The organism is Labrenzia sp. THAF35 (genome assembly GCF_009363595.1).
GTDB lineage: Bacteria > Pseudomonadota > Alphaproteobacteria > Rhizobiales > Stappiaceae > Roseibium > Roseibium algicola.
The window spans coordinates 2,963,929-2,983,276 of the sequence record NZ_CP045380.1; the positions used below are offsets into that span (position 1 = coordinate 2,963,929).

Here is a 19,348-nt window from a genome sequence, read left to right on the forward strand (position 1 = left end):
CTTTTGCGAGCTAAAATCACGACTTTATTCCGGCTTGGCAATTTCGGCGGGTAACGGGATCGTTGTCTGGCCGTCAAAGTCGCCGATCCCTTCCGACAATGCATAGCAGGCAAGGCGGATGGATTTGGGAATTTCAACGGGTCGCCCGTCGCGATTTCCCTTTTCGTAATACTGGATCATGCGCTTCTTCAGGCCCAGACGGTCTGCCGCATCCTTCTGCTTGAGCCCGAGTGCTCGCCGCCAATGGCGGAACTGCTGCGGGGTCATGCCGGGCATGGTGTCTTTGGATTTTGAATCGGCCATTTCGTCTTATTCCAGAATACCTTGGTTGCGGGCATCCCCTTGCGGGTTCGCTCGTCCGGTACTTCTGACAAAAATAACCTTGCTCATCGCTTGTCAATCGAGAAGTGCACAATGTGCTCTTTTGCGTCGATGGAGGTGGTTGAATTTGATGGTAAAATTGACCGTGTGGACAAAAAATTGATATACTTGTTCGGTGCCGTAACGGCGTGTCAAATAAGTGATAAGCTTAGATTTTTCCTTATCTTTTCATGAGGAGTAAGGCTGAATTGATATTCGCGCATAGCGGGTATTGTTGTGTATGTAGCGTTCATTTTCGTCTCGCGGATCACGATTCGTGAACTTTTTTACCTACATAATATCTAAGGGAAATTCACTAATTGTAATAATCCTCAGGGTTAGGAGTAAGCGAACTAAGTAATTTTCCCTTGGTCGTTGCCGTGAGGTAAAGAAAATTTATTGTGGATTTATATATTCAAGAAAAGTCTAGTTCTTATATTCAGATTATCGATAATTAATATTTGTTCGTGTTTTGGCTAAAGTGCCCCTGAATAAACATTCGTAGTTGCGTGTCCTTTCTCGTAGGTTTTTAGTTTTAGTTTTCGCATAACTGAAACTTCCGTAAAAACTGGGCAATATTCCTAAATTTGGCGTAGATTTTAACTGTCGATCCGGTGTATTAGACTACTGCTTAGTCTCCTATGAGTTTGGCGTTGGGAGCTTCTGAAGCGAAGAGCATTGCGCTTCAAGCTGCGGGGGCTGTAATTGCGGTGCTAGTGGGACCTGATGAACCGGAGGTGGGACCGGCGAGTCGGGAGCGCAGCAAGACCCAGCCAGACTTGGAACAAAAAAGACAAGATCGGGCTTAAAAGTATGAACAATGTAGCAACCAAGATGGTCGTGGTGCCGGATATTGCCGGGCCAGGACAAGAAGTGATGCTTGACGATCGCGCTCTCGCGATCTCTGAAATGTCCGAGCGGTTCGACGTAACCCTCAGGACGCTTCGTTTCTACGAAGAAAAGGGTCTTCTCAATCCGGTTCGCAAGGGCGCACGCCGTTTCTACGGTCCACGTGACGTTTCGCGGATGCGGGTAATCCTGCAGGCCAAGAAGATCGGCCTCACGCTTGCCGAAATCCGCCGGGTGATCAAGCTGGTGGAAGGCAACGGCAAACGGGAAGACCAGTTCAAGGAACTTCAGGAAATCTGCCTTGCGCAACAGGAAATCCTGGTGGAGCAGAAGCAGATGCTTGACGAGCAGATCGCAGAAGTCGGTCAGATCCTGACGGCATTTGACGAACTGATCGGATAAAGCTTCCGGCATCAGTTATCAAAAAACCCCGGTGTGCACTGCACGCCGGGGTTTTTTATTTGAGACAATGCTGCATTCCGGTGGCGGAGTGGCGTTGGCCGGCTGGTTCGTCGGCCAAACGCTTGTCTGCATTTCCCGGGGCCCGAGTAGGTCAGGCTGCCGATTTCGCGCTTTCCATCAGGTCGGTAAACCGCTTGAACAGGTAGTGGCTGTCACGCGGGCCGGGGGATGCTTCCGGGTGATACTGGACGGAAAACACGGGTTTGTCCTTCATCGCCAAACCACAGTTGGATCCGTCGAACAGGGACACATGGGTCTGCTGAACGTTGTCCGGCAGACTGTCCGCATCCACCGCGAAACCATGGTTCATCGACGTGATTTCAACCTTGCCGGTGGTGTGGTCGAATACCGGATGATTGGCGCCATGGTGTCCCTGGTGCATCTTGAGGGTCTTGCCGCCAAGCGCCAGTGCGAGCATCTGGTGGCCAAGGCAGATCCCGAACGTGGGAACGCCAGCATCGACAATCTTCCTGATCATCGGCACTGCGTAGTCGCCCGTTGCGGCCGGATCACCGGGGCCGTTTGACAGGAACACGCCATCGGGCGCTTGCGCCAGAACGTCATCCGCCGTCGCGGTCGCGGGAAGAACCGTGACCTCGCAGCCGGCGTCAGCCAGAAGGCGCAGGATGTTGCGCTTGATGCCGTAGTCGATGGCAACGACCTTGAACTTGCCGGCCTTTGCCTCTCCGTAGCCCTCGTCCCATTTCCAGGTCGTCTGGTGCCACTGGTGTGACTGGGTGGTGGAAGCGTCCTTGGCAAGGTCCATACCCACCAGGCCGGGCCAGTTTCTGGCAGCCGTTTTCAGGGCATCGACATCGAATTTGCCGTCCGGCGAATGCGCGATCACGCCGTTGGGCACGCCTTTTTCACGGATCAGTGCGGTCAGCGCGCGGGTGTCGATGCCGCTGATGCCGATCAGGTTGCGGCTCTTCAGCCACGCATCGAGATGTTTTGCCGCCCGGTAGTTGGCCGGATCGGTGATGGCGGCTGCCAGCACAACGCCGCGGATGCCGCTGTCTGCGGCCATGTTGACCGTCTCGATGTCTTCATCGTTGGTGCCGACATTGCCAATATGCGGAAATGTGAAGGTGATGATCTGACCGGAATAGGATGGGTCGGTCAGGATCTCCTGGTAACCGGTCATTGCCGTATTAAAGCAAATCTCACCAACGGCTTGGCCGGTTGCGCCGAGGCCCTGTCCCTCGATTACACTGCCGTCGGAGAGCACAAGCAAGGCGGTCGCCGGGGTCTCGGACCATGCGTCTGCAGTCGTCATGTCTTGTTTCCAGATCTTGTTGGTGACATCATGCGCTGCAGGAAGGGCGTCTGCGGCGGGCTGGAAAGCCCGCAAAAGGCCGCCTGCATTAAGCGCGGGACTCTATGGGAAGCGGCTTGGATCGTCAATATTGATCCTATGAAAAAAGATCTTTAAAATTCAATGGCTTGGCTGAGAAAATGGAATGGCGCCCCTGAGCGCCGGGCCTCAGCGCGGCAGGGGTGGGGTGAACCATGCGCGATGTGATGCGCGAAAGAATCAACGCTGCCCTGAAAGCGGCACAGGACGAAGGCGACAAGCGCAGGTGCGCCACGTTGCGTCTGGTGCAGACCGCTGTGAAGGACCGTGAGGCTGCTGCCCGTGAAAACGGCAAGGACGGCGTCAACGAAACCGAAGTGATTGAGATCCTTCAAAAAATGATCCGTCAGCGGGAAACTTCCGCGGAAGAGTTCGAAAGCAGCGGACAGCTCGACCTGGCCGAGCAGGAGCGCGAAGAGCAGGAAATCATCCGTGAATTTCTGCCCGTTCAGCTCAGTGACGAGGAAATGCAGAAGATCTGCGAAGAGACGGTCAAGGATATCGACGCGCATGGTCTGCGTGACATCGGCCGCTGCATGAACGAACTGAAGAGCCGTTATCCCGGGAAAATGGACTTCGTGCAGGCGTCCTGCCTGGTGAAGGACATGTTGCGCGCTGACGGTGGTGAACAGGGCAGCACCGGGACTGGTAAACAGGACTGAGCCGCTGTTGCAGCCGGTGAGGCTGATGCAAAAATCTTCCAGAAGCCGGGCATGAGGCCCGGCACCACTGGAAACAACCTTCAAGACATTCTATTTTGGCGGACTGACCGGCGGCGCCCGAATGTGCCGATGGCAGGATGCCGTTTTCTGTAATCCGGACCCGTACACTGTTCCATGCGTTTCGAACCGCGCCTACTCGATGAAATTCGTGCCCGTCTGACCTTGTCGGATGTTGTCGGGCGGCGTGTGACCTGGGACAGGCGCAAGACGCAGCCGGGCAAGGGCGACTATTGGGCGTGCTGCCCGTTTCATCAGGAAAAGAGTCCAAGTTTTCACGTCGACGATCGCCGTAACCGCTACAAATGTTTTGGCTGCGGTGCGTCCGGTGATCATTTTACGTTCCTGTGTGAAACCGAAGGGCTGAGCTTTCCGGAGGCTGTCGAACGCCTTGCCGAACAGTCAGGCGTCGGTCTGCCTGCGCCCGATCCCCAGGCGGCGCGGCGCGAGAAGAAGCGGGCCGGGCTTGCCGATATCTGCGAAATGGCGGCGCAGTTCTTTCAGGCCGAGTTCGTGGGCCCTCGTGGCGACACCGCCCGCGCCTACACGCAAAAACGCGGCCTGACGCCCGACACCCTGCGCGAGTTCCGGTTCGGGTTTGCGCCTGAAAGCCGCGATGCGCTGAAGGGATATCTTGCAGCGCGAGAGATCCCGGAAGCTGCAATGATCGAGGCAGGGCTCATCATCAAGCCGGAAGACGGGCGCCCGTCCTACGACCGGTTCCGCGGACGTTTGATGATCCCGATCCAGGACGACCGTGGCCGGGTGGTCGCCTTTGGCGGGCGGACCCTGTCGCCGGACGGACAGCCGAAATATCTGAACTCGCCGGAAACACCCCTGTTTCACAAGGGTGTCATGCTGTTCAACGCCCATCGCGCACGCGAACCCGCCTTCAAAAGCGGCGAGGCAGTGGTGGTGGAAGGCTATCTTGATGCCATCGCCCTCTGGCAGGCGGGCATCCACCATGTGGTCGCGTCCTTGGGCACGGCCTTTACCGAAGACCAGGTGGTGCGGCTCTGGAAATTCGCCCCCGAACCGGTGATCTGCTTTGACGGCGATGCGGCAGGTGTTTCGGCGGCGCATCGCGCCATCGACCGGATCTTTCCGGTGCTCAAGAGCGGCTATTCGTTCCAGTTCTGCTTCCTGCCTGACGGCATGGACCCTGATGACCTCATCAAGCAGCGCGGGGTGGCAGGCTTTCATGACGAAGTCGAGCGGGCACAGTCCCTGTTCGATGTGGTCTGGGAGCGGGAGATTTCCGTTTCACGGCTCGATACGCCTGAACGCAAGGCGGCACTGGAAAAGCGGTTCGATGATCTGATTGCCACCATTCGCGACGAGCGGGTGCGTCGACGGTATCAGCTCGATCTCAAGTTCAAGCTGTCGAATCTGTTCTTCGAGCAGGCACGCCAGTCCCGGCAGGGGGGCAAGGGTGGCAAGGGCGGTGGTTCAGCCGATGCGGCGTCTCCGCTCGGCACAGCACGCGAACGGGTTGCTGCCAGCCACGATTTCGGCACCGAACGGCTGGTGCTCGGTTTGAGCATGCGCTTCCCGCATCTGCTCGACAGGAACTTCGAGCGGTTTTCCAGGTTGCCGTTTGCCAATGATCTCCACAGGCAATTGCGGGACATTTTGTGCCGGATCGTCGACGATCTGGAAGCGACGCCCATTTCCGACCTGACCAGCGCATTCGAGGAACCGCTTCGGAACATCATGGGCGAAATGATGCTCGAAACCATCGGCATGCAGCAGCAACGTGGTGCGGAGTTTTCCGCGCTGACACATCGCTTCCCGCTTCTGAAATCCAACCCGCCGGAGGATTTCATCGAAGCGGCCTATCTGCACTTTCTCGATGTCCTGGAACTCAATGCGCTGGAAGACGAGCTCTCCTCCGAGCTTGCTACCGCGGACGAGCAGCTCGATGAGCATTCCTGGATGCGCATCCAGGCCTTGACGCAGGACCTCAGCCGGAGGCGAGAGGAATGTGCGCGCGATGAAGCCGACCTTGCCGAGCGTGCCAAAAAGATCCGCACGGCACCTCCTGTGGTCGTGGCAGCTCATTGACGGAATGGCTTGCCGGTAGCTTAAACGAGGATGTGTGGACCTTCAGTTGCGGAAAAGGGAACTTTTGGAGCTGCGACCCGTTTTCTGGCGACGAACCGGCATTGGGCCTGAAAATGCCCTCTTTGGTGTGCGCAGGAGCACAAAAATGGCATTTTCCAATTGACCGGTGACGAATCACACTTGCGAATCGCGTGAGCCGAGCTAAATAGAACCTTTGCAGCCCTCAAGCGCCGGAGCTTTCAAGCCTGCTCGCGGCAAAAGTCTTAATATAGCTGCAACCCGAACGAACACCTTTTACGCATCCGTTTCCGGATGCCGACAGAAAAGGCCGTGTGCTGCGTCGATGCTGAAATATGCCAATGTCGAAAAGTGTACGGTTAATTGGGACTTAAGGGACACGGCTTACAAACCTAACCGCAGTGATTCTTTCAGACGCCGCCGCACCACATGCTGGCGCGCTGGGGGTGAATTGGGTTGAAGCCAAACAAAGGGCGCGGCGTGGCCGGACCGGCCGCGAACTGGAGCACGATATGGTAGCCAAAGCGACACAAGCAGACGACACACAGGAGCAGAGCACGGACGGCCCTGACGGCCCTCTGCTGGACCTGTCGGATGCCGCTGTCAAAAAGATGATCAAAGCCGCCAAGAAACGCGGCTATGTCACCTATGATGAACTGAACGAGGTTCTGCCCTCGGAGCAGGTGTCTTCGGAAAAGATCGAAGACACCATGTCCATGCTTTCCGATATGGGCATCAATGTGATCGATTCCGACGAAGCCGAAGAAGGCCCGGAAGAAGTCGATGGCGGCGATCTGGTCGCTGCAAGCACGACGGCGCTTGCCAAGAGCACCACGAAAGAGCCCGCCGACCGCACCGACGATCCCGTGCGCATGTATCTGCGCGAGATGGGGTCGGTCGAGCTGCTGTCGCGTGAAGGCGAAATCGCGATTGCCAAGCGCATCGAGGCTGGCCGCGAGGCGATGATTGCGGGTCTTTGCGAAAGCCCGCTGACGTTCCAGGCCATCATCATCTGGCGTGACGAGTTGAACGAAGCCCAGGTCCTTCTGCGCGACATTATCGATCTGGAAGCAACCTATGCCGGCCCTGATGCCAAGGCCGGCCCGGCCGTTGCCAATGACGATGTGGCGCCGGGCGAAGGCAATTCGGAAAACTCCGGCGGTGCGTCTGAAGACACCGAAAACGAAAGCGAAGACGGTGACGGCGAGGATGACGACGACGAGTTCGAATCCAACGTTTCCCTGTCCGCGATGGAAGCCGAGCTGAAGCCGGGCGTCCTGGAAACCTTCGACAACATCGCCGACAACTACAAGAAGCTTCGCCGCCTGCAGGATCAGCTGGTGGAAAACAAGCTGGCCAACAAGACCCTGTCGCCAAGCCAGGAGCGCCGCTACAAGAAGCTGAAAGAAGACATCATCGTTGATGTGAAGAGCCTGTCGCTCAACCAGAACCGTATCGACGCCCTGGTTGCCCAGCTCTATGACATCAACAAGCGCCTGATGGGCTATGAAGGCCGTCTGCTGCGTCTGGCCGACAGCTACAATGTCGACCGCACGGACTTCCTGAAGCAGTATCAGGGTGCCGAGCTCGACCCGAACTGGCTGCGCAAGGTTGCCAATCTTTCCACGCGCGGCTGGAAAAACTTCATTGCGAAGGAAAAGGAAACCGTTCGCGAGCTGCGTCAGGACATCCAGACACTGGCCACCGAAACCGGGCTCGAAATCACCGAATTCCGCCGCATCGTTGCAATGGTGCAGAAGGGCGAGCGCGAGGCACGTATCGCGAAGAAGGAAATGGTCGAGGCGAACCTGCGTCTCGTGATCTCCATCGCGAAGAAATACACCAACCGCGGCCTGCAGTTCCTGGATCTGATCCAGGAAGGCAACATCGGCCTGATGAAGGCGGTGGACAAGTTCGAATACCGGCGCGGCTACAAGTTCTCCACCTATGCGACATGGTGGATCCGGCAGGCGATCACCCGTTCGATCGCCGACCAGGCCCGTACCATCCGTATTCCGGTGCACATGATCGAAACGATCAACAAGATCGTACGTACGTCGCGCCAGATGCTGCATGAAATCGGACGCGAGCCGACCCCGGAAGAGCTGGCTGAAAAGCTGCAGATGCCGCTGGAGAAGGTTCGCAAGGTTCTGAAGATCGCCAAGGAACCGATTTCGCTCGAAACACCGATTGGTGACGAGGAAGATTCGCACCTGGGCGATTTCATCGAGGACAAGAACGCTGTTCTGCCCATTGATGCGGCCATCCAGTCGAACCTGCGCGAAACGACGACCCGCGTGCTCGCCTCGCTCACTCCGCGTGAGGAACGCGTGCTGCGCATGCGTTTCGGTATCGGCATGAACACCGACCACACTCTGGAAGAAGTCGGGCAGCAGTTCTCGGTTACCCGTGAACGTATCCGCCAGATCGAAGCGAAGGCGCTGCGCAAGCTGAAGCACCCGAGCCGGTCTCGCAAGCTGCGTTCGTTCCTGGACAGCTAAGCTGCCGGGAAGAGCTTGAAACATCAAAGAACCCGGCGGAGACGCCGGGTTTTTTTGAAACTTCGAACCTGAATTCAACCGGCAACTTTGCTTTAAGGGCGCTCTATTGGCCATCACCGCCGACATGGACCGGAACATGGTCGGGATCGAGCCTGCGGACCGGCGGCTTTTCCTGGGGGGGCTGGTGGTCTCCGCCGTGCTGCACGCGCTTGTAGCCTTGATGCTGCTGGAAGGCGTATCCGGCTATACGACGCAGCCCCTACAGGACGTGGTTGAAGTCGAGCTACTGCCCCCGCCGCCGCAGGAGGAAGAGACGCCACCTGTGGAACTTGAGCAACCTGAACCGGAGCAGCCGGAGCAGGAAGAGGTGGAAACACCCGAACAACCCGAGCCGCCGGAACAGGAGCAGGCCGAGGAAGCCCCGCCGCCACCTCCACCACCGCCAGCGTCCGCTCGCGAAGACCTTGCCGAGACGCCCGAACAACCGCCAGAGCCGTCCGTTCTGCAGGAAGTGACCGAGTTCGGCGAAGAAGACACGGGGCTGCAAGGGGAAGAGGAAACGCCGCCGGCATCCGCGGAAAGCGCGTCCTCGGAGAGTGAGCAGCAGGCGGAAACCGACGCGCAGACGGATGAGGCCCAGGCGGGCGAAACGGACGCCGGCGAAGGCGAAGGTGAGGGCGAAGGTCAGGAGACCGAGGCTGCCGAAACCGAAGCGCCGCAGGAGGATGCTTCGGAAGAAGCGCAGGATACCGCCGCTGAAGACGCTGCTGATGATAGCGAAGCTCCAGAGGAGGCCTCAGACGTCGCGGAAACACCCGAACAGCCGGAGGCCCTGCCAGAGGAGACCGTTGGAACCCGCGCGGAAACGGACACGGCTGAAACCGGAGAGCAGCCCGCCGAAGACTTCGGAATTGTCGGACCGATCGCAACGAACAAGACACCCGCTCCCAAACCACCGAAACCGGTGGCTTCGCCTCAACGCGACCAGGCAGGAGGAGGGCGGGCATCAGGCGGCTCGGAAGGACCTCCAGCCGGAATGATTGCGGCTCGGGAACTTTATTCCCGCGATATTCTGGATGATCCGCAGGCACGCACGGCCATGCGCGGCATGACCGAGGGCCAGCGGCTGAACCTCTTGTGCATGACCGAGTTGAGAGAGCAGATTGCTTCCGTCAGTTCCTTGCCGCCGGAACTGCTGCCGTCTTTCCGGCCTCGTGGCGGCAACGTTCTGCAGCCGCGTATTGCCGCTTTCCGCAGTCTTGGCCGCTGGTTCGACGTGGCTTTCCGCTGCGAGACGGACAGCGGCGTGACGCGTGTGGAGCGGTTCTCCTTCAAGATAGGCAAGGAGATCCCGCAAAGTCAGTGGCTGGAACGGGGACTGACGGGGTTCTGACCCCGCCAGTTTGACTGACCTCAGGACTGACTCTTGAATTGCAGCGACGCGTTGGCGATTTCGTGCGCACGCATGTTCACCGCCCAATTGTAGAACGACGTCTTGCGAGAGGGGCCGAGTATGGAGCTGATGATCACGTGCGACGGGGTCTTCATCGCCAGCGCGGTGAATTCCAGCGGATCATCGCTTTCACTCGTGCGGGCACCGACGGTCACTTCGGTGGCTTCGATAAACGGCGGGTCGAGCGCCACCGCTTTCGACGTCGCACCCGCGTCGAAAATGATGTCGGAACCTTCGAACTCCCGTCGGGTCTTGCCCAGTTCCTGAACAAGGTCTACCGGCTGCTGTGCGCTGATCGCCTTCAGTCTGGCGAACCCGAGGATCTCGCCGTTGGAGCCCGTGCGGGCAAAGTCGATGGCCATGCGATCGGCCAGACCGGATTGCGGCTGGTTGACATGCCAGGACGCCGGGAAGAAGAAGCCGATGTCCTGGAACAGGGAAAAGTTGCTCCAGTCCTCGATCACGTTCGGCTGCCTGACCTGTTCGGTGCGGAAGGACCTGACGGCCATGTTGACGATGTCCGAAAGGGCAGCAAACTCGCTGGAAGGAACAAAGGCCTGGATCAGGATCAGCGTATTGCCATTGACCGTGACGGTGACGAGGCCGCGCAGTTCGTGGCCTTCGGCCCTGACGAAGCAGCTTGCGCGTGCGCGGCGAGCATCGATCGGCTGCAGGGTGTCGACATGCCAGGACGACAGGGAGCAGTAGTATTCGAGCCAGTGTGCGGCCGAGATTTCGTTGTTGAGGAGAATGCCGATCACCTGAACGGAGATATTCGTCGCCTCGGGAGGTTCGAAAACCGCAATGATGGTGGGGCTGTCCACCGTGAGGGGCTGCTCGTTGACCTGCTTTACCTCCCAGCTTCCGGGAAGCAGAAGCTGGAACGCAAACGGGGCCGGGCTGATTGCGGTCAGTTCGGCGGCGACATAGTCCTCAGTGGTCATTCCGATTATCACCCTTGGGTGTTCTTGCAGGCGGTCTCGAGTGCAAAACCACCTGTCTAATAAACTCCGACAAAGACCTTGAAGCCCGCCATCGGACCGGCCCCTGCCTTGGCTTCCGCAGTCACGCCATAGGCGCCACCGATTTTTCCTGCCTGCGCGCTGGCCCCGGCTGCAGCCCCGACACCGGCTTCTCCGCGACCTCCGATTCGAAGGCCGTGGTCATAGGCACTGTCGAGCGTTCGTTTCGCCGGATCTCCGCTCACCCAGCTCAAAAACGGGCCAAGAGTGTTGTCGTACAGGGTTTTGGGACTGATGTTAATGGTGCCTTCGGCGCTGGCCTGTACCAGAACGAGTTCACCTCCGATTTTGCCTTCCACTCCCGCAAAATCTTCGGATTTTCTGAAGCCGACACCCCCTTCGGCTGAAGCGGACAAGGCTTCGCCTTCCACCTTGCCACCGACAAGCCCGTTAAGCGTCTTGCCTTCGGCCTTGCCGGTAATGGCGGCAACCTTTGCATTTGCATAAGCTCCAGCGGCAAAGTCCCCGTTTATATCGCCCGATATGCCGAGCTTTGCCTCCGCGCTCGCCTCGGTCTTGAAATGACCGCCTTCCGATTCCCAGAAGGTCTTTTCCTTGCTGAACAGCTCATACTCGTATTCGGCACTGATCTCGGCGTCGTCCTTAAGCTGATCCTTCAGCGAACGCTGTTCTTTGTCCGGATTCTCAACGCCTTTCGAGTTGTATTTTTTCTTGTATCTTTCCTTGTACGGCTTCTCGCCGCCTTTCTCCGCGCTGGCGGAGAACTTGTGCGGACTTTTTGCCGGAGGCGCTGCGCCGCCTGCTCCTCCGGCTCCACCACCACCGCCTTGCGTTCCGATCAGAACCGTTGGCAGGCCGGTTATGATTGTTCCGGCCTTTGCGGTCAGATCGGTCATTCGCGCAGCAGGGCTGCCTTCGACCAGAACCGTCCACGCACCCGTAATGATGGGGTCACCACCAGCTGGAGGCGGTGGGCCGACGCAAACGCACATGTCGCCAACACGTGCCTGCGGCAGCTTGCCGGTCAGCACGGTATAGGCGCCTTTCCATACGATTGGCGCGGGAACCCCCATGCACATGGGGCAGGTATGCAGGTCGGTGAGACGAGCGGCAGGAAAACCCATAAATGAACCGGTCTTAATAAAAACTGCCGGATCATCGGAAAGTTGTTTCACACTGTCAATACTGCTTATCGCGACCAGGAGACAGATCGGGCATGAAGAAGACCTAAGTTGCTGCAGAACAGGCAAAGGTCACCCGAGTTGAGGCGGCAGTTTTCTTCGAATGAAAGTTTACGTTACGACAATCACCAGAATTTCATAACCGTCAGTCTATCCTTCTCCTGCTTTCCCGATTGGCAAACGGAGGGATTATATGAGCGACGTCCGGCAGACCTTCTCCACCGCATCAGTTGCAAGCCTCGATAGTCCGCAGGCCTATATCGAGGAGACACCGATCTGGCGTGATGGTACGGATGTCGACAGTTCCATCCTGACCGGCATGCAGTGGCGAATCTGGTGGCTGGCCTGTGCCGGCAAGTTCTTTGAAGGCATGGTTGTCTTCATGACCGGCATCGCCCTGCCGCTGATCGGGCGGGAATTCAAATTGACTGCGGTGGAGCACGGGCTTGTCAGTTCGGCGATCCTGTTCGGCATCCTGATTGGGGCGACAGCACTGGGCGGGCTTGCGGACCGGTTTGGACGAAAGGCGATGTTCATCGTCGAGATGGCGCTCTTCATCGCCTTTCTGCTGGTGCTTTCGATAGCGCCGAACCTTTCGATTACCCTGATAGCGCTCTTCGGTGTCGGCCTGGCGCTCGGCTGTGACTATCCGACGGCGCATATGGTGATCTCGGAGAACATTCCGGCGCGGGCACGTGGACGGATGGTTCTGGGAGCCTTCAGTTTTCAAGCGGTCGGGGCATTGTCGGGTACAGGGCTTGCCTTTCTGACGCTCACCTGGTTTCCGGACCCCGAAGCCTGGCGCTGGATGTATCTGACGGCCGTTCCGCCTGCTCTTCTGATCCTGGCCGGCCGCTTCTTTGTTCCGGAAAGCTCCAACTGGTTGATCGTGAGGGGACGGGTGGCAGACGCGGAAACCGCACTGCTGAGATTGCTGAACCGGCGCCCAAGATATCCAAGCGAAATTTCGCTGAAGGCCGAAACAGCCGCTTCGCCGCATGCGCACAAGGTCAAGTGGAGCCGGTTCCTGACAGACCGGAAACTGCGCAAGGCGACGATCTTTGCGTCGGTTCCCTGGTTCCTGCAGGATCTCGGGACATATGGCATCGGTATTTTCACACCGGTCATCCTGGCCAGTTCAATTGGCAACAAGCGCGAGCACGCACAGTCGCTCTCTGATCTGGTCTACAATGATCTGCTTGCGGCGAAAGGCGCCGCCCTGATCGACGTCCTGCTGATTGTCGGCATTGTCTTTGCGGTGATGTTCACTGACCGGATTGGCCGTGTCCGCCTTCAGGTGATCGGTTTCATCGGCTGCGCCGTTGGTCTGGCGATTGCGGCTTCAGGCAACCATGCAGGGCCTGGATGGGACGTCCCCCTGATCTTTGCAGGCTTCATGCTGTTCAACTTCATGACCAACATGGGTCCGAATGCGCAGACCTACCTGATTGCCGGCGAGGTGTTTCCTGTCGCCTATCGCGGCACGGGTGCGGGCCTTGCGGCGTCCTTCGCCAAGATCGGTGCGGTTCTGACTGCCTTCCTGTTTCCGATTCTGCTCAAGGACCTGGGAACGGACGTGCTGCTGGCTGGCCTCGTGGTTACCTCGCTGCTGGGGGCGGTGGTGACGTGGGTCTACCGGATCGAGACGCGCGGTGCCGGCCTTGGGTGAGGGGGGCGGCTATTCGTTTGCGATGGCGTTTTCCCGCGCAGTCAATCTGTAACGTAGCACCAGCATCGCCAGGGCTGGAACCAGTGTCAGGCCCGCATTGATGTAGAAGACGGAGGCGCCGGACCGCGCGACGGCCTCCCGGGTGAGCAGTTCTTCCGATCCCGGTGCAACAAGACCGGTGACAATTGCGATCAGTCCGGTAAGGCCGCCGCCGATGGCAATACCGGCAGAGGAAATGGTCGGCAGGATGCTGGAGACCAGGTTCTGGTCTTCTCCCTCGGCGGTGTACATCAGCGAACGCATCAGGATCTGGTTGCACAGCCCGTGGCCGGCACCGGCAACCACGGCAGCGAGCGCAAACAAAGGCAGCGACGCGGTCGTGATGGCAAGAGCAGTGAGGGTCAAGCCGCCGGCGATCAGGAACGGACCGGTCGTCAGATAGGTCAGCTCGCGCTGCCGCGACGGTGCACGGGAAGAGATGACGGCGAAGATCGACCAGGAGAAGGCGAGCCCGGCGGCAACATAACTTGCCTGCGTCACGCTGAGGCCCCAGTAGATCTGACCCACCGTCGTCACGAAAACCGCCCGCACCGCAGCGGCAGCGGAAATGAGGAACACGATCCAGGTGCCGAGGCCGATCAGGGTCTGCGCCCGGAAGGCATCGCGCGGGAAAAGGCGATGCGGGCTTGCGGCGTCAAAGGCCAGCAGCAGCGCTGCGGTTGCCAGACCGGCTGCAATCGTCAGGGCAAGCGGCAGGGGCGCATGCAGCTCGCCTATCACGGTCAGGAGAAAGATGCTTGCTGCCAGCAGGGCAAGGCGAACCAGCAAACGGACCGGCAATCTTCTGGCCGTGGGGTCGCTTGCCGTGGCCGGACGGACTGCGCGCGCAGGCAAGGCCGTGTTCATCAGGACGAACAGCAGCAGCACGAAGGGTATGTTGATCAGGAAGGCGGCGCGCCACGACCAGAGTTCGGACAGCAAGCCGGCCGAAACCGGCCCGATACCCGCTGCAACGGCCCAGACCCCTGCCAGCAAGGCAAAGACACGCGGGGCGATGTTGCTGGGGAAGAGATCCGGGATCAGCGAATAACACAGCGCGATGATCATGCCTTCGCCGAAACCCTGCAGGGCGCGTCCGGCAATCAGCCCTTCCAGAGATGTCGAGAGACCCGCGAGCACCGATCCGCCCGCAAGCAGGAGCGACGCCAGCAGGAAGGGACTGCGGGCACCGAAACGGACCTTTGCTGCGCCAGTGAGGCAGCCCGCCAGGATTGCCATCATTTCAAAAGAGGAAAATACCCAGAATGCTCGGTCCTGCCCGCCAAGATCGCGGATGATGTCCGGCAGGACAGCGGTGGTAACAAAGCCGTTGATGGCGTGGGATCCGACTCCCAGCACCAGCGCCAGTGTGCCGGCCGCGCGTTCCGGTGAAAAGAGTGACGGGCTGACGGGCGGGAGCGCTGGCGAGCTGATGGACATGACAACCTCGATAAAGAAAGTATTTTCTTTATATATTGAGCTTCGGAAATAAAGAAAGAAATTATTTTTTTATTTTTGCGCCGGTATGGGTGAGGGTTTAGCCATCGAAGGCCCTTGGTTCATGCCGGCCCGGACGATGTAACCAGGGATGCCGAATTCGCGAAGAGACCTATTATGGATGGGTTTCTGTCAGTGCCAGGAAATGTGCGGGAACGGCATCCGTCAGCCAGACGCCGTTCTCCGTTCTGTAAAACGTGTGCCCCTCCGCCTGCATTGCGCTGGCCGCGACCTGAAGAATTGCAGGTTTGCCGTGACGGCTTCCGACCTTGTGCGCGGTGTCGCGATCCGGTGACAGATGCACATGGTGCCGCGCCATGGGTTTCAGGCCTTCGGCCAGAATGGGCGGCAGAAAGCGTGTTGCCGTTCCGTGGAACAGGAACTCCGGAGGCTGTAAAGCTGTGAGGCCCAGTTCAATGTCAATCGAATGACCCTGACGTGCGCGAACGTGTTTGCGGTCTTCGGAGAACTCGAAGCGTTTCTTGTCGTTGGTCGCGACTATTCTTTCCAGCTGATCCCTTTTGCAATCAAGGCCGAGGGCTCTTAAAGCAACAAGGACATCAGCTACGTCAGCCCAACCGCTGTCTGACAGCATCAAACCGGCGTCCTCCGGTTTGTGTCTTAGCCAGAAAGACAGGCGTTTCGAGATCTTTGTGTCTGTTTTCATTGTCTTTTTCTTTAAATGTATACTGTTTTCAAATTCTGCGACCCCTGCGAAAGCGGGCGAGCGCACCCTCAATCGAGGTGGCCAGGTGACAGGACCTGGACAGCCAGGGCCTGCAAGGGCCGTGCTGAAACAGAAACGGCGCAGGTTGCCCCGCGCCGTTCTGGCTCATGCCGCGTTGTCGTCCCGAAGCCGGACGAGGTCGTTCATGAGGCCTCCGGTTCCGTTGTGGACCGTGAGCCGGTCGACCTTGCCGGCAATGGCTTCGAGCGCTTCGAGCTCCTTGAGCCGAAGCATGACCGGGTTTTCAGCCATGACCTTGGCCGTGTTGAGAAGCGAACGGGTTGCGTTCGTTTCTTCACGGCGCCGGATCACGTTGGCTTCGGCTTCCTTTTCGGCTGCCACCACCTTGTTGAGGATCTCGCGCATTTCGCCCGGAAGGATCACGTCCTTGAGGACGATGTCGGAGACCTCGACACCGATTTCAGCCATGTCGGCCTTGATCTTGGCGGCTGCTTCCGCGTTGACCTCCCCCTTCTTTTCAAGGATCTGGTCGAGCTTGAGCGCGCCGAGCTGCTTGCGGAACACAAGCTGCAAAGCCCGGTAGAGCGTGTCGGTGAAGTCCTTCACCTCGGTTGCGGCCTTCACCGGGTCAACCACACGGTAATCCGCGGAGAGGTTGATCCGGATGGTAACGCGGTCGAGGGTCAAGACTTCCTGACCGGTGACGTCGAGAGCCTGACGCTTGAGGTCGATGACCTTCTGCGTCACGGTTCGGCCTGCCTTCCAGAAGGCATGCACCCCGGCTTCAAGCACCTTGGTGAGCACGCCATCCATGAAGAGGAGGGCGACGCTACCGTCGGTCACCGGCACGATCACGAACTGCTGCGTCTGACGGGCATCCCCGAGCCGGCGCATGAGCTTCTGCGTGAGGGCCGGGTCGGCAGCCGTGTCGATGACCTCGAAGGTCCACGGGCCGGCATCCGTCCACAGGACAAGCCGCTCGTCCGGGCCAAGCACGGTGTGGATACGGTTGTCCCGTTCCACAATCGCCACTTCACCCGGTCCGGTCCGGATAACGGTCAAGTGCTCTTCGGCAACTTGGGGAAGCTTATCGAAGAGCGCCTTCTCGTATGCCGACCGGAACTGGGGCATTGCCATCGACTGGCGCTCGATCACCAGGGTGCCACGGCCATTTTCGAGGCTGTGTTCACCGGGGCCGAGAATACCCTGGAGCTCTCCCTTGCAGATGTGGAGAGCCCGTTCCGTTTCAGAAATCACTACGCGGGTCCGCCCGCGGATCTTGTCGAGAAAAGTCGTCATTTCGATAATCCTTCCAATGCGCTAAGGCACGTGGTTGTCCTTTCCGGTGTTGAAGATGGTTGGAGGTTGAGGAAACCGGTCGCTCGTCATGAGGCGCCCGGGGTGAAACGATGAGACCCGAAGAGAGCACGAGGTCTCCCGGCGGGCCCTTGGCCAGAGGGCGTAGCAGCGGCAATGCGGGTTCCAACCCGTTCGAAAACAGGCGGTTCCGGCAAAGCGGCGGCAGAGCCTTTGCCAAAGGCCGGGCGAAGCGACCTGGCGTCGGCGGTCAGGGCACTTTCACCCGAAGGCAAAAGGGCCAGTCCGCGTTCGCAAGACCTCTCCGGGTCCCCAATGGAACAGCTTGCATAGCTGCTGGCGTGACAGGCCAGTTCGGCGTTGGAGGCCGTGTTTTTGGAGCGAGAGTTGAACTCGCGACAGTCGGATTAAAGGTCCGATGCTCTACCACTGAGCTATCCATGGAGCACATCACAGGAGTCGAGCCTGTTGCTTCCGGGGTACACTCCCGGCGTTCAACCGTTAAACTTCATGCGCGATTGTCCGATCCACCAGAACAGCATCCGTACATGAGTGGGCAGGGCCTGATCATGCGGGTGGCGAAAAATGGCCGAACCATTGATGTCTGTGCCAGTATGGTGACCGGTGACGAGTTGATACTTCGAGAACGGGTGCCAATGCAACCGGCAATTTCAAGAGAAGCGATGTTTGTTGCTAAAGTGATACAGTATGTTGTATTTTTGTCACTTTTGCCCAGAGTGTCGGCTGTCGCCCTGGGCGGGGACTTTGGTTGGTTTGAAGCGGTTTCGGTGAAGAACCGTAAACCGCAATCTTCTCGACCTCTTGCGCCGGGAAGGCGGCGAAGGCAAACTCCCGGCCAGATTGTGTTTCCGCCCCTGCGAGGACCTATGGCCAACAAACAGTCCCGGTTTCTGATCGACACCTATTTTGCCGCCTTCAATGCAGGCGATACCAAGAAAATGGAAAGCCTGGTTGCCGACGACCTGATCCATGACGTCAACCAGGGTGAGCGCCGTGTCGGCAAGGACAAGTTCTGGTCCTTCAACGTTCACATGACGCGCTGCTACAAGGAACGCCTCAGCGACATCGTGCTGTTCGTCAGTGAAGACGGGACACGGGCTGCTGCCGAGTTCATCGTCCATGGCAGCTATATCGGCACCGACAGCGGATTGCCGCCCGCGAACGGCCAGACCTACAAGCTGCCGGCGGGCAGCTTTTTCGAGATCCGCAATGGCCAAATCGCCCGCATCACCACCTATTACAACCTTCAGGACTGGATCGACCAGGTGACGGAAGGTGCGGGTGAGAAAGTGCCGGAAGAGGCCTGAGCCAAAACCCTGCTTCTGCGCGAGCAGAGCCGGACAGGCAAAATTCATTTGATCAATCAGCTCTCCGTGGTCATCCGCGGGGAGCTTTTTTGTTTCTGAGAAGGGCGATCCCCTCGTTGATTGTTGCGCACACGCAACCGTGAAGTTCGTTTTATTGACGATAATAATTAGACCGGTCTATTTCTAATTCAACGAACACCGCTGACAAGGCGCTGCGTCAGCCGGATTAGCGGTGTCAGAAGTCCCTGACGAAAGGAAACCCCTTGGCCAGAATACGCAACGAAGCTGCCTACGAGAGCGCGAAAACCCGTCTTCTGGATGTGGGTATGACGCTTATCCGGGAAAACAGCTTCGACGGGATCGGGATCAATGACGTGTTACGGGAAAGTGGTGTGCCGAAGGGGTCCTTCTACCACTACTTCGACACCAAGGAAGACTTCGGTCTCGAAGTGGCGCGTCACTACCACCGGGATCAGCTCGCTTTTGCAAAGGCCTGCCTTTCGGACCGCAAACGCTCGCCGGTGGAACGGCTGGAAGCATTTTTCTCCGGTGCCCGGGAAGGGATGAAGGACCGTGGCTACGCCCAGGGATGCCTGATGTGCAACCTGTCGACGGAGCTGGCCGACCAGAAACCGGTCTTTCAGGCGGAATTGGACCGTCATTGGCAGGCACTGACCGGTGAACTCGAGATCTGCCTGCGGGAGACGGATCTCTCCCGGATCGGACTGTCTCATCTCTCCCCGGCACAGGCTGCCGACTGGTTGATGAATTCGTGGAGCGGCGCGCTGACGAGAATGAAGGCAAGCCGCAGCGACGAACCCCTGGCGCTGTTCATGCGCACAATCTTCAAGAAAGAAGGGAAATGA

The 19,348-nt window shown here is 58.6% G+C and carries 15 protein-coding genes and 2 tRNA genes; 8 read left to right on the forward strand and 9 right to left on the reverse strand.

All coding sequences use genetic code 11. The features are described 5' to 3' along the window. Positions 1-24 precede the first annotated feature (24 nt). On the reverse strand, positions 25-303 hold the full coding sequence (locus tag FIU93_RS13480) for a helix-turn-helix transcriptional regulator (protein WP_022997958.1): 279 nt from the start codon (positions 301-303) through the stop codon (positions 25-27). 870 nt (positions 304-1,173) lie between these two features. Here FIU93_RS13480 and FIU93_RS13485 point away from each other — a divergent pair. Continuing rightward, on the forward strand, positions 1,174-1,611 hold the full coding sequence (locus FIU93_RS13485) for a MerR family transcriptional regulator (protein WP_022997956.1): 438 nt from the start codon (positions 1,174-1,176) through the stop codon (positions 1,609-1,611). A 151-nt stretch (positions 1,612-1,762) separates the two neighbouring features. Here the strand turns inward: FIU93_RS13485 and carA are convergent, their stop codons facing one another. After that, entirely contained in the window at positions 1,763-2,947 is a 1,185-nt protein-coding gene (gene carA, locus FIU93_RS13490) for a glutamine-hydrolyzing carbamoyl-phosphate synthase small subunit (RefSeq protein ID WP_031268189.1), read from the reverse strand. Positions 2,948-3,192: 245 nt separating this feature from the next. On the opposite strand from carA, the gene FIU93_RS13495 reads away from it, so the two are divergent. The 4 genes from FIU93_RS13495 to FIU93_RS13515 all read left to right on the forward strand — a co-directional run bounded on the left by FIU93_RS13495 (position 3,193) and on the right by FIU93_RS13515 (position 9,720). Next, positions 3,193-3,687 carry a GatB/YqeY domain-containing protein gene (locus FIU93_RS13495; RefSeq protein WP_051990208.1) on the forward strand — a complete coding sequence of 165 codons (495 nt, stop codon included), beginning with the start codon at positions 3,193-3,195 and terminating at the stop codon, positions 3,685-3,687. A 174-nt stretch (positions 3,688-3,861) separates the two neighbouring features. Further along, positions 3,862-5,808 carry a DNA primase gene (gene dnaG / locus FIU93_RS13500; RefSeq protein WP_152505847.1) on the forward strand — a complete coding sequence of 649 codons (1,947 nt, stop codon included), beginning with the start codon at positions 3,862-3,864 and terminating at the stop codon, positions 5,806-5,808. Positions 5,809-6,338: 530 nt separating this feature from the next. Further along, a complete protein-coding gene (gene rpoD, locus FIU93_RS13505) occupies positions 6,339-8,327 on the forward strand; it encodes an RNA polymerase sigma factor RpoD (RefSeq protein ID WP_031268185.1) in 1,989 nt (662 codons plus the stop codon). 106 nt (positions 8,328-8,433) lie between these two features. Beyond that, complete coding sequence (locus tag FIU93_RS13515) at positions 8,434-9,720, forward strand: DUF930 domain-containing protein (protein WP_173017318.1); 1,287 nt, start codon at positions 8,434-8,436, stop codon at positions 9,718-9,720. Positions 9,721-9,740: 20 nt separating this feature from the next. On the opposite strand, the gene FIU93_RS13520 is transcribed toward FIU93_RS13515, so the two are convergent. Continuing rightward, a complete protein-coding gene (locus FIU93_RS13520; protein WP_152505849.1) occupies positions 9,741-10,724 on the reverse strand; it encodes a hypothetical protein in 984 nt (327 codons plus the stop codon). Positions 10,725-10,780: 56 nt separating this feature from the next. After that, a complete protein-coding gene (locus tag FIU93_RS13525; RefSeq protein ID WP_152505850.1) occupies positions 10,781-11,887 on the reverse strand; it encodes a PAAR domain-containing protein in 1,107 nt (368 codons plus the stop codon). Positions 11,888-12,137: 250 nt separating this feature from the next. Between FIU93_RS13525 and FIU93_RS13530 the strand changes: the two genes are divergently transcribed. Further along, positions 12,138-13,613, forward strand: a complete 1,476-nt coding sequence (locus tag FIU93_RS13530) for an MFS transporter (protein ID WP_152505851.1) — start codon at positions 12,138-12,140, stop codon at positions 13,611-13,613. A gap of 9 nt (positions 13,614-13,622) precedes the next feature. Here the strand turns inward: FIU93_RS13530 and FIU93_RS13535 are convergent, their stop codons facing one another. The 5 genes from FIU93_RS13535 to FIU93_RS13555 all read right to left on the reverse strand — a co-directional run bounded on the left by FIU93_RS13535 (position 13,623) and on the right by FIU93_RS13555 (position 17,670). Beyond that, positions 13,623-15,092, reverse strand: a complete 1,470-nt coding sequence (locus FIU93_RS13535; protein ID WP_152505852.1) for an MFS transporter — start codon at positions 15,090-15,092, stop codon at positions 13,623-13,625. A gap of 172 nt (positions 15,093-15,264) precedes the next feature. Continuing rightward, positions 15,265-15,816: an RNA 2'-phosphotransferase gene (locus FIU93_RS13540; RefSeq protein ID WP_152505853.1), complete on the reverse strand. Its 552-nt coding sequence runs from the start codon at positions 15,814-15,816 to the stop codon at positions 15,265-15,267. Positions 15,817-15,981: 165 nt separating this feature from the next. Then, entirely contained in the window at positions 15,982-17,136 is a 1,155-nt protein-coding gene (locus FIU93_RS13545) for a slipin family protein (protein WP_152505854.1), read from the reverse strand. Between the two features lie 394 nt (positions 17,137-17,530). Then, positions 17,531-17,594: transfer RNA gene (locus FIU93_RS13550), tRNA-Lys, on the reverse strand. 1 nt (position 17,595) lies between these two features. Further along, positions 17,596-17,670, reverse strand: a tRNA-Thr gene (locus FIU93_RS13555). A gap of 371 nt (positions 17,671-18,041) precedes the next feature. Between FIU93_RS13555 and FIU93_RS13560 the strand changes: the two genes are divergently transcribed. Both FIU93_RS13560 and FIU93_RS13565 read left to right on the forward strand, forming a co-directional pair. After that, the gene (locus tag FIU93_RS13560; RefSeq protein WP_022997944.1) at positions 18,042-18,482 is read left to right on the forward strand and encodes a ketosteroid isomerase-related protein; all 441 of its coding nucleotides are present in this window, start codon (positions 18,042-18,044) and stop codon (positions 18,480-18,482) included. Positions 18,483-18,745: 263 nt separating this feature from the next. After that, positions 18,746-19,348: a TetR/AcrR family transcriptional regulator gene (locus FIU93_RS13565; RefSeq protein WP_023014618.1), complete on the forward strand. Its 603-nt coding sequence runs from the start codon at positions 18,746-18,748 to the stop codon at positions 19,346-19,348.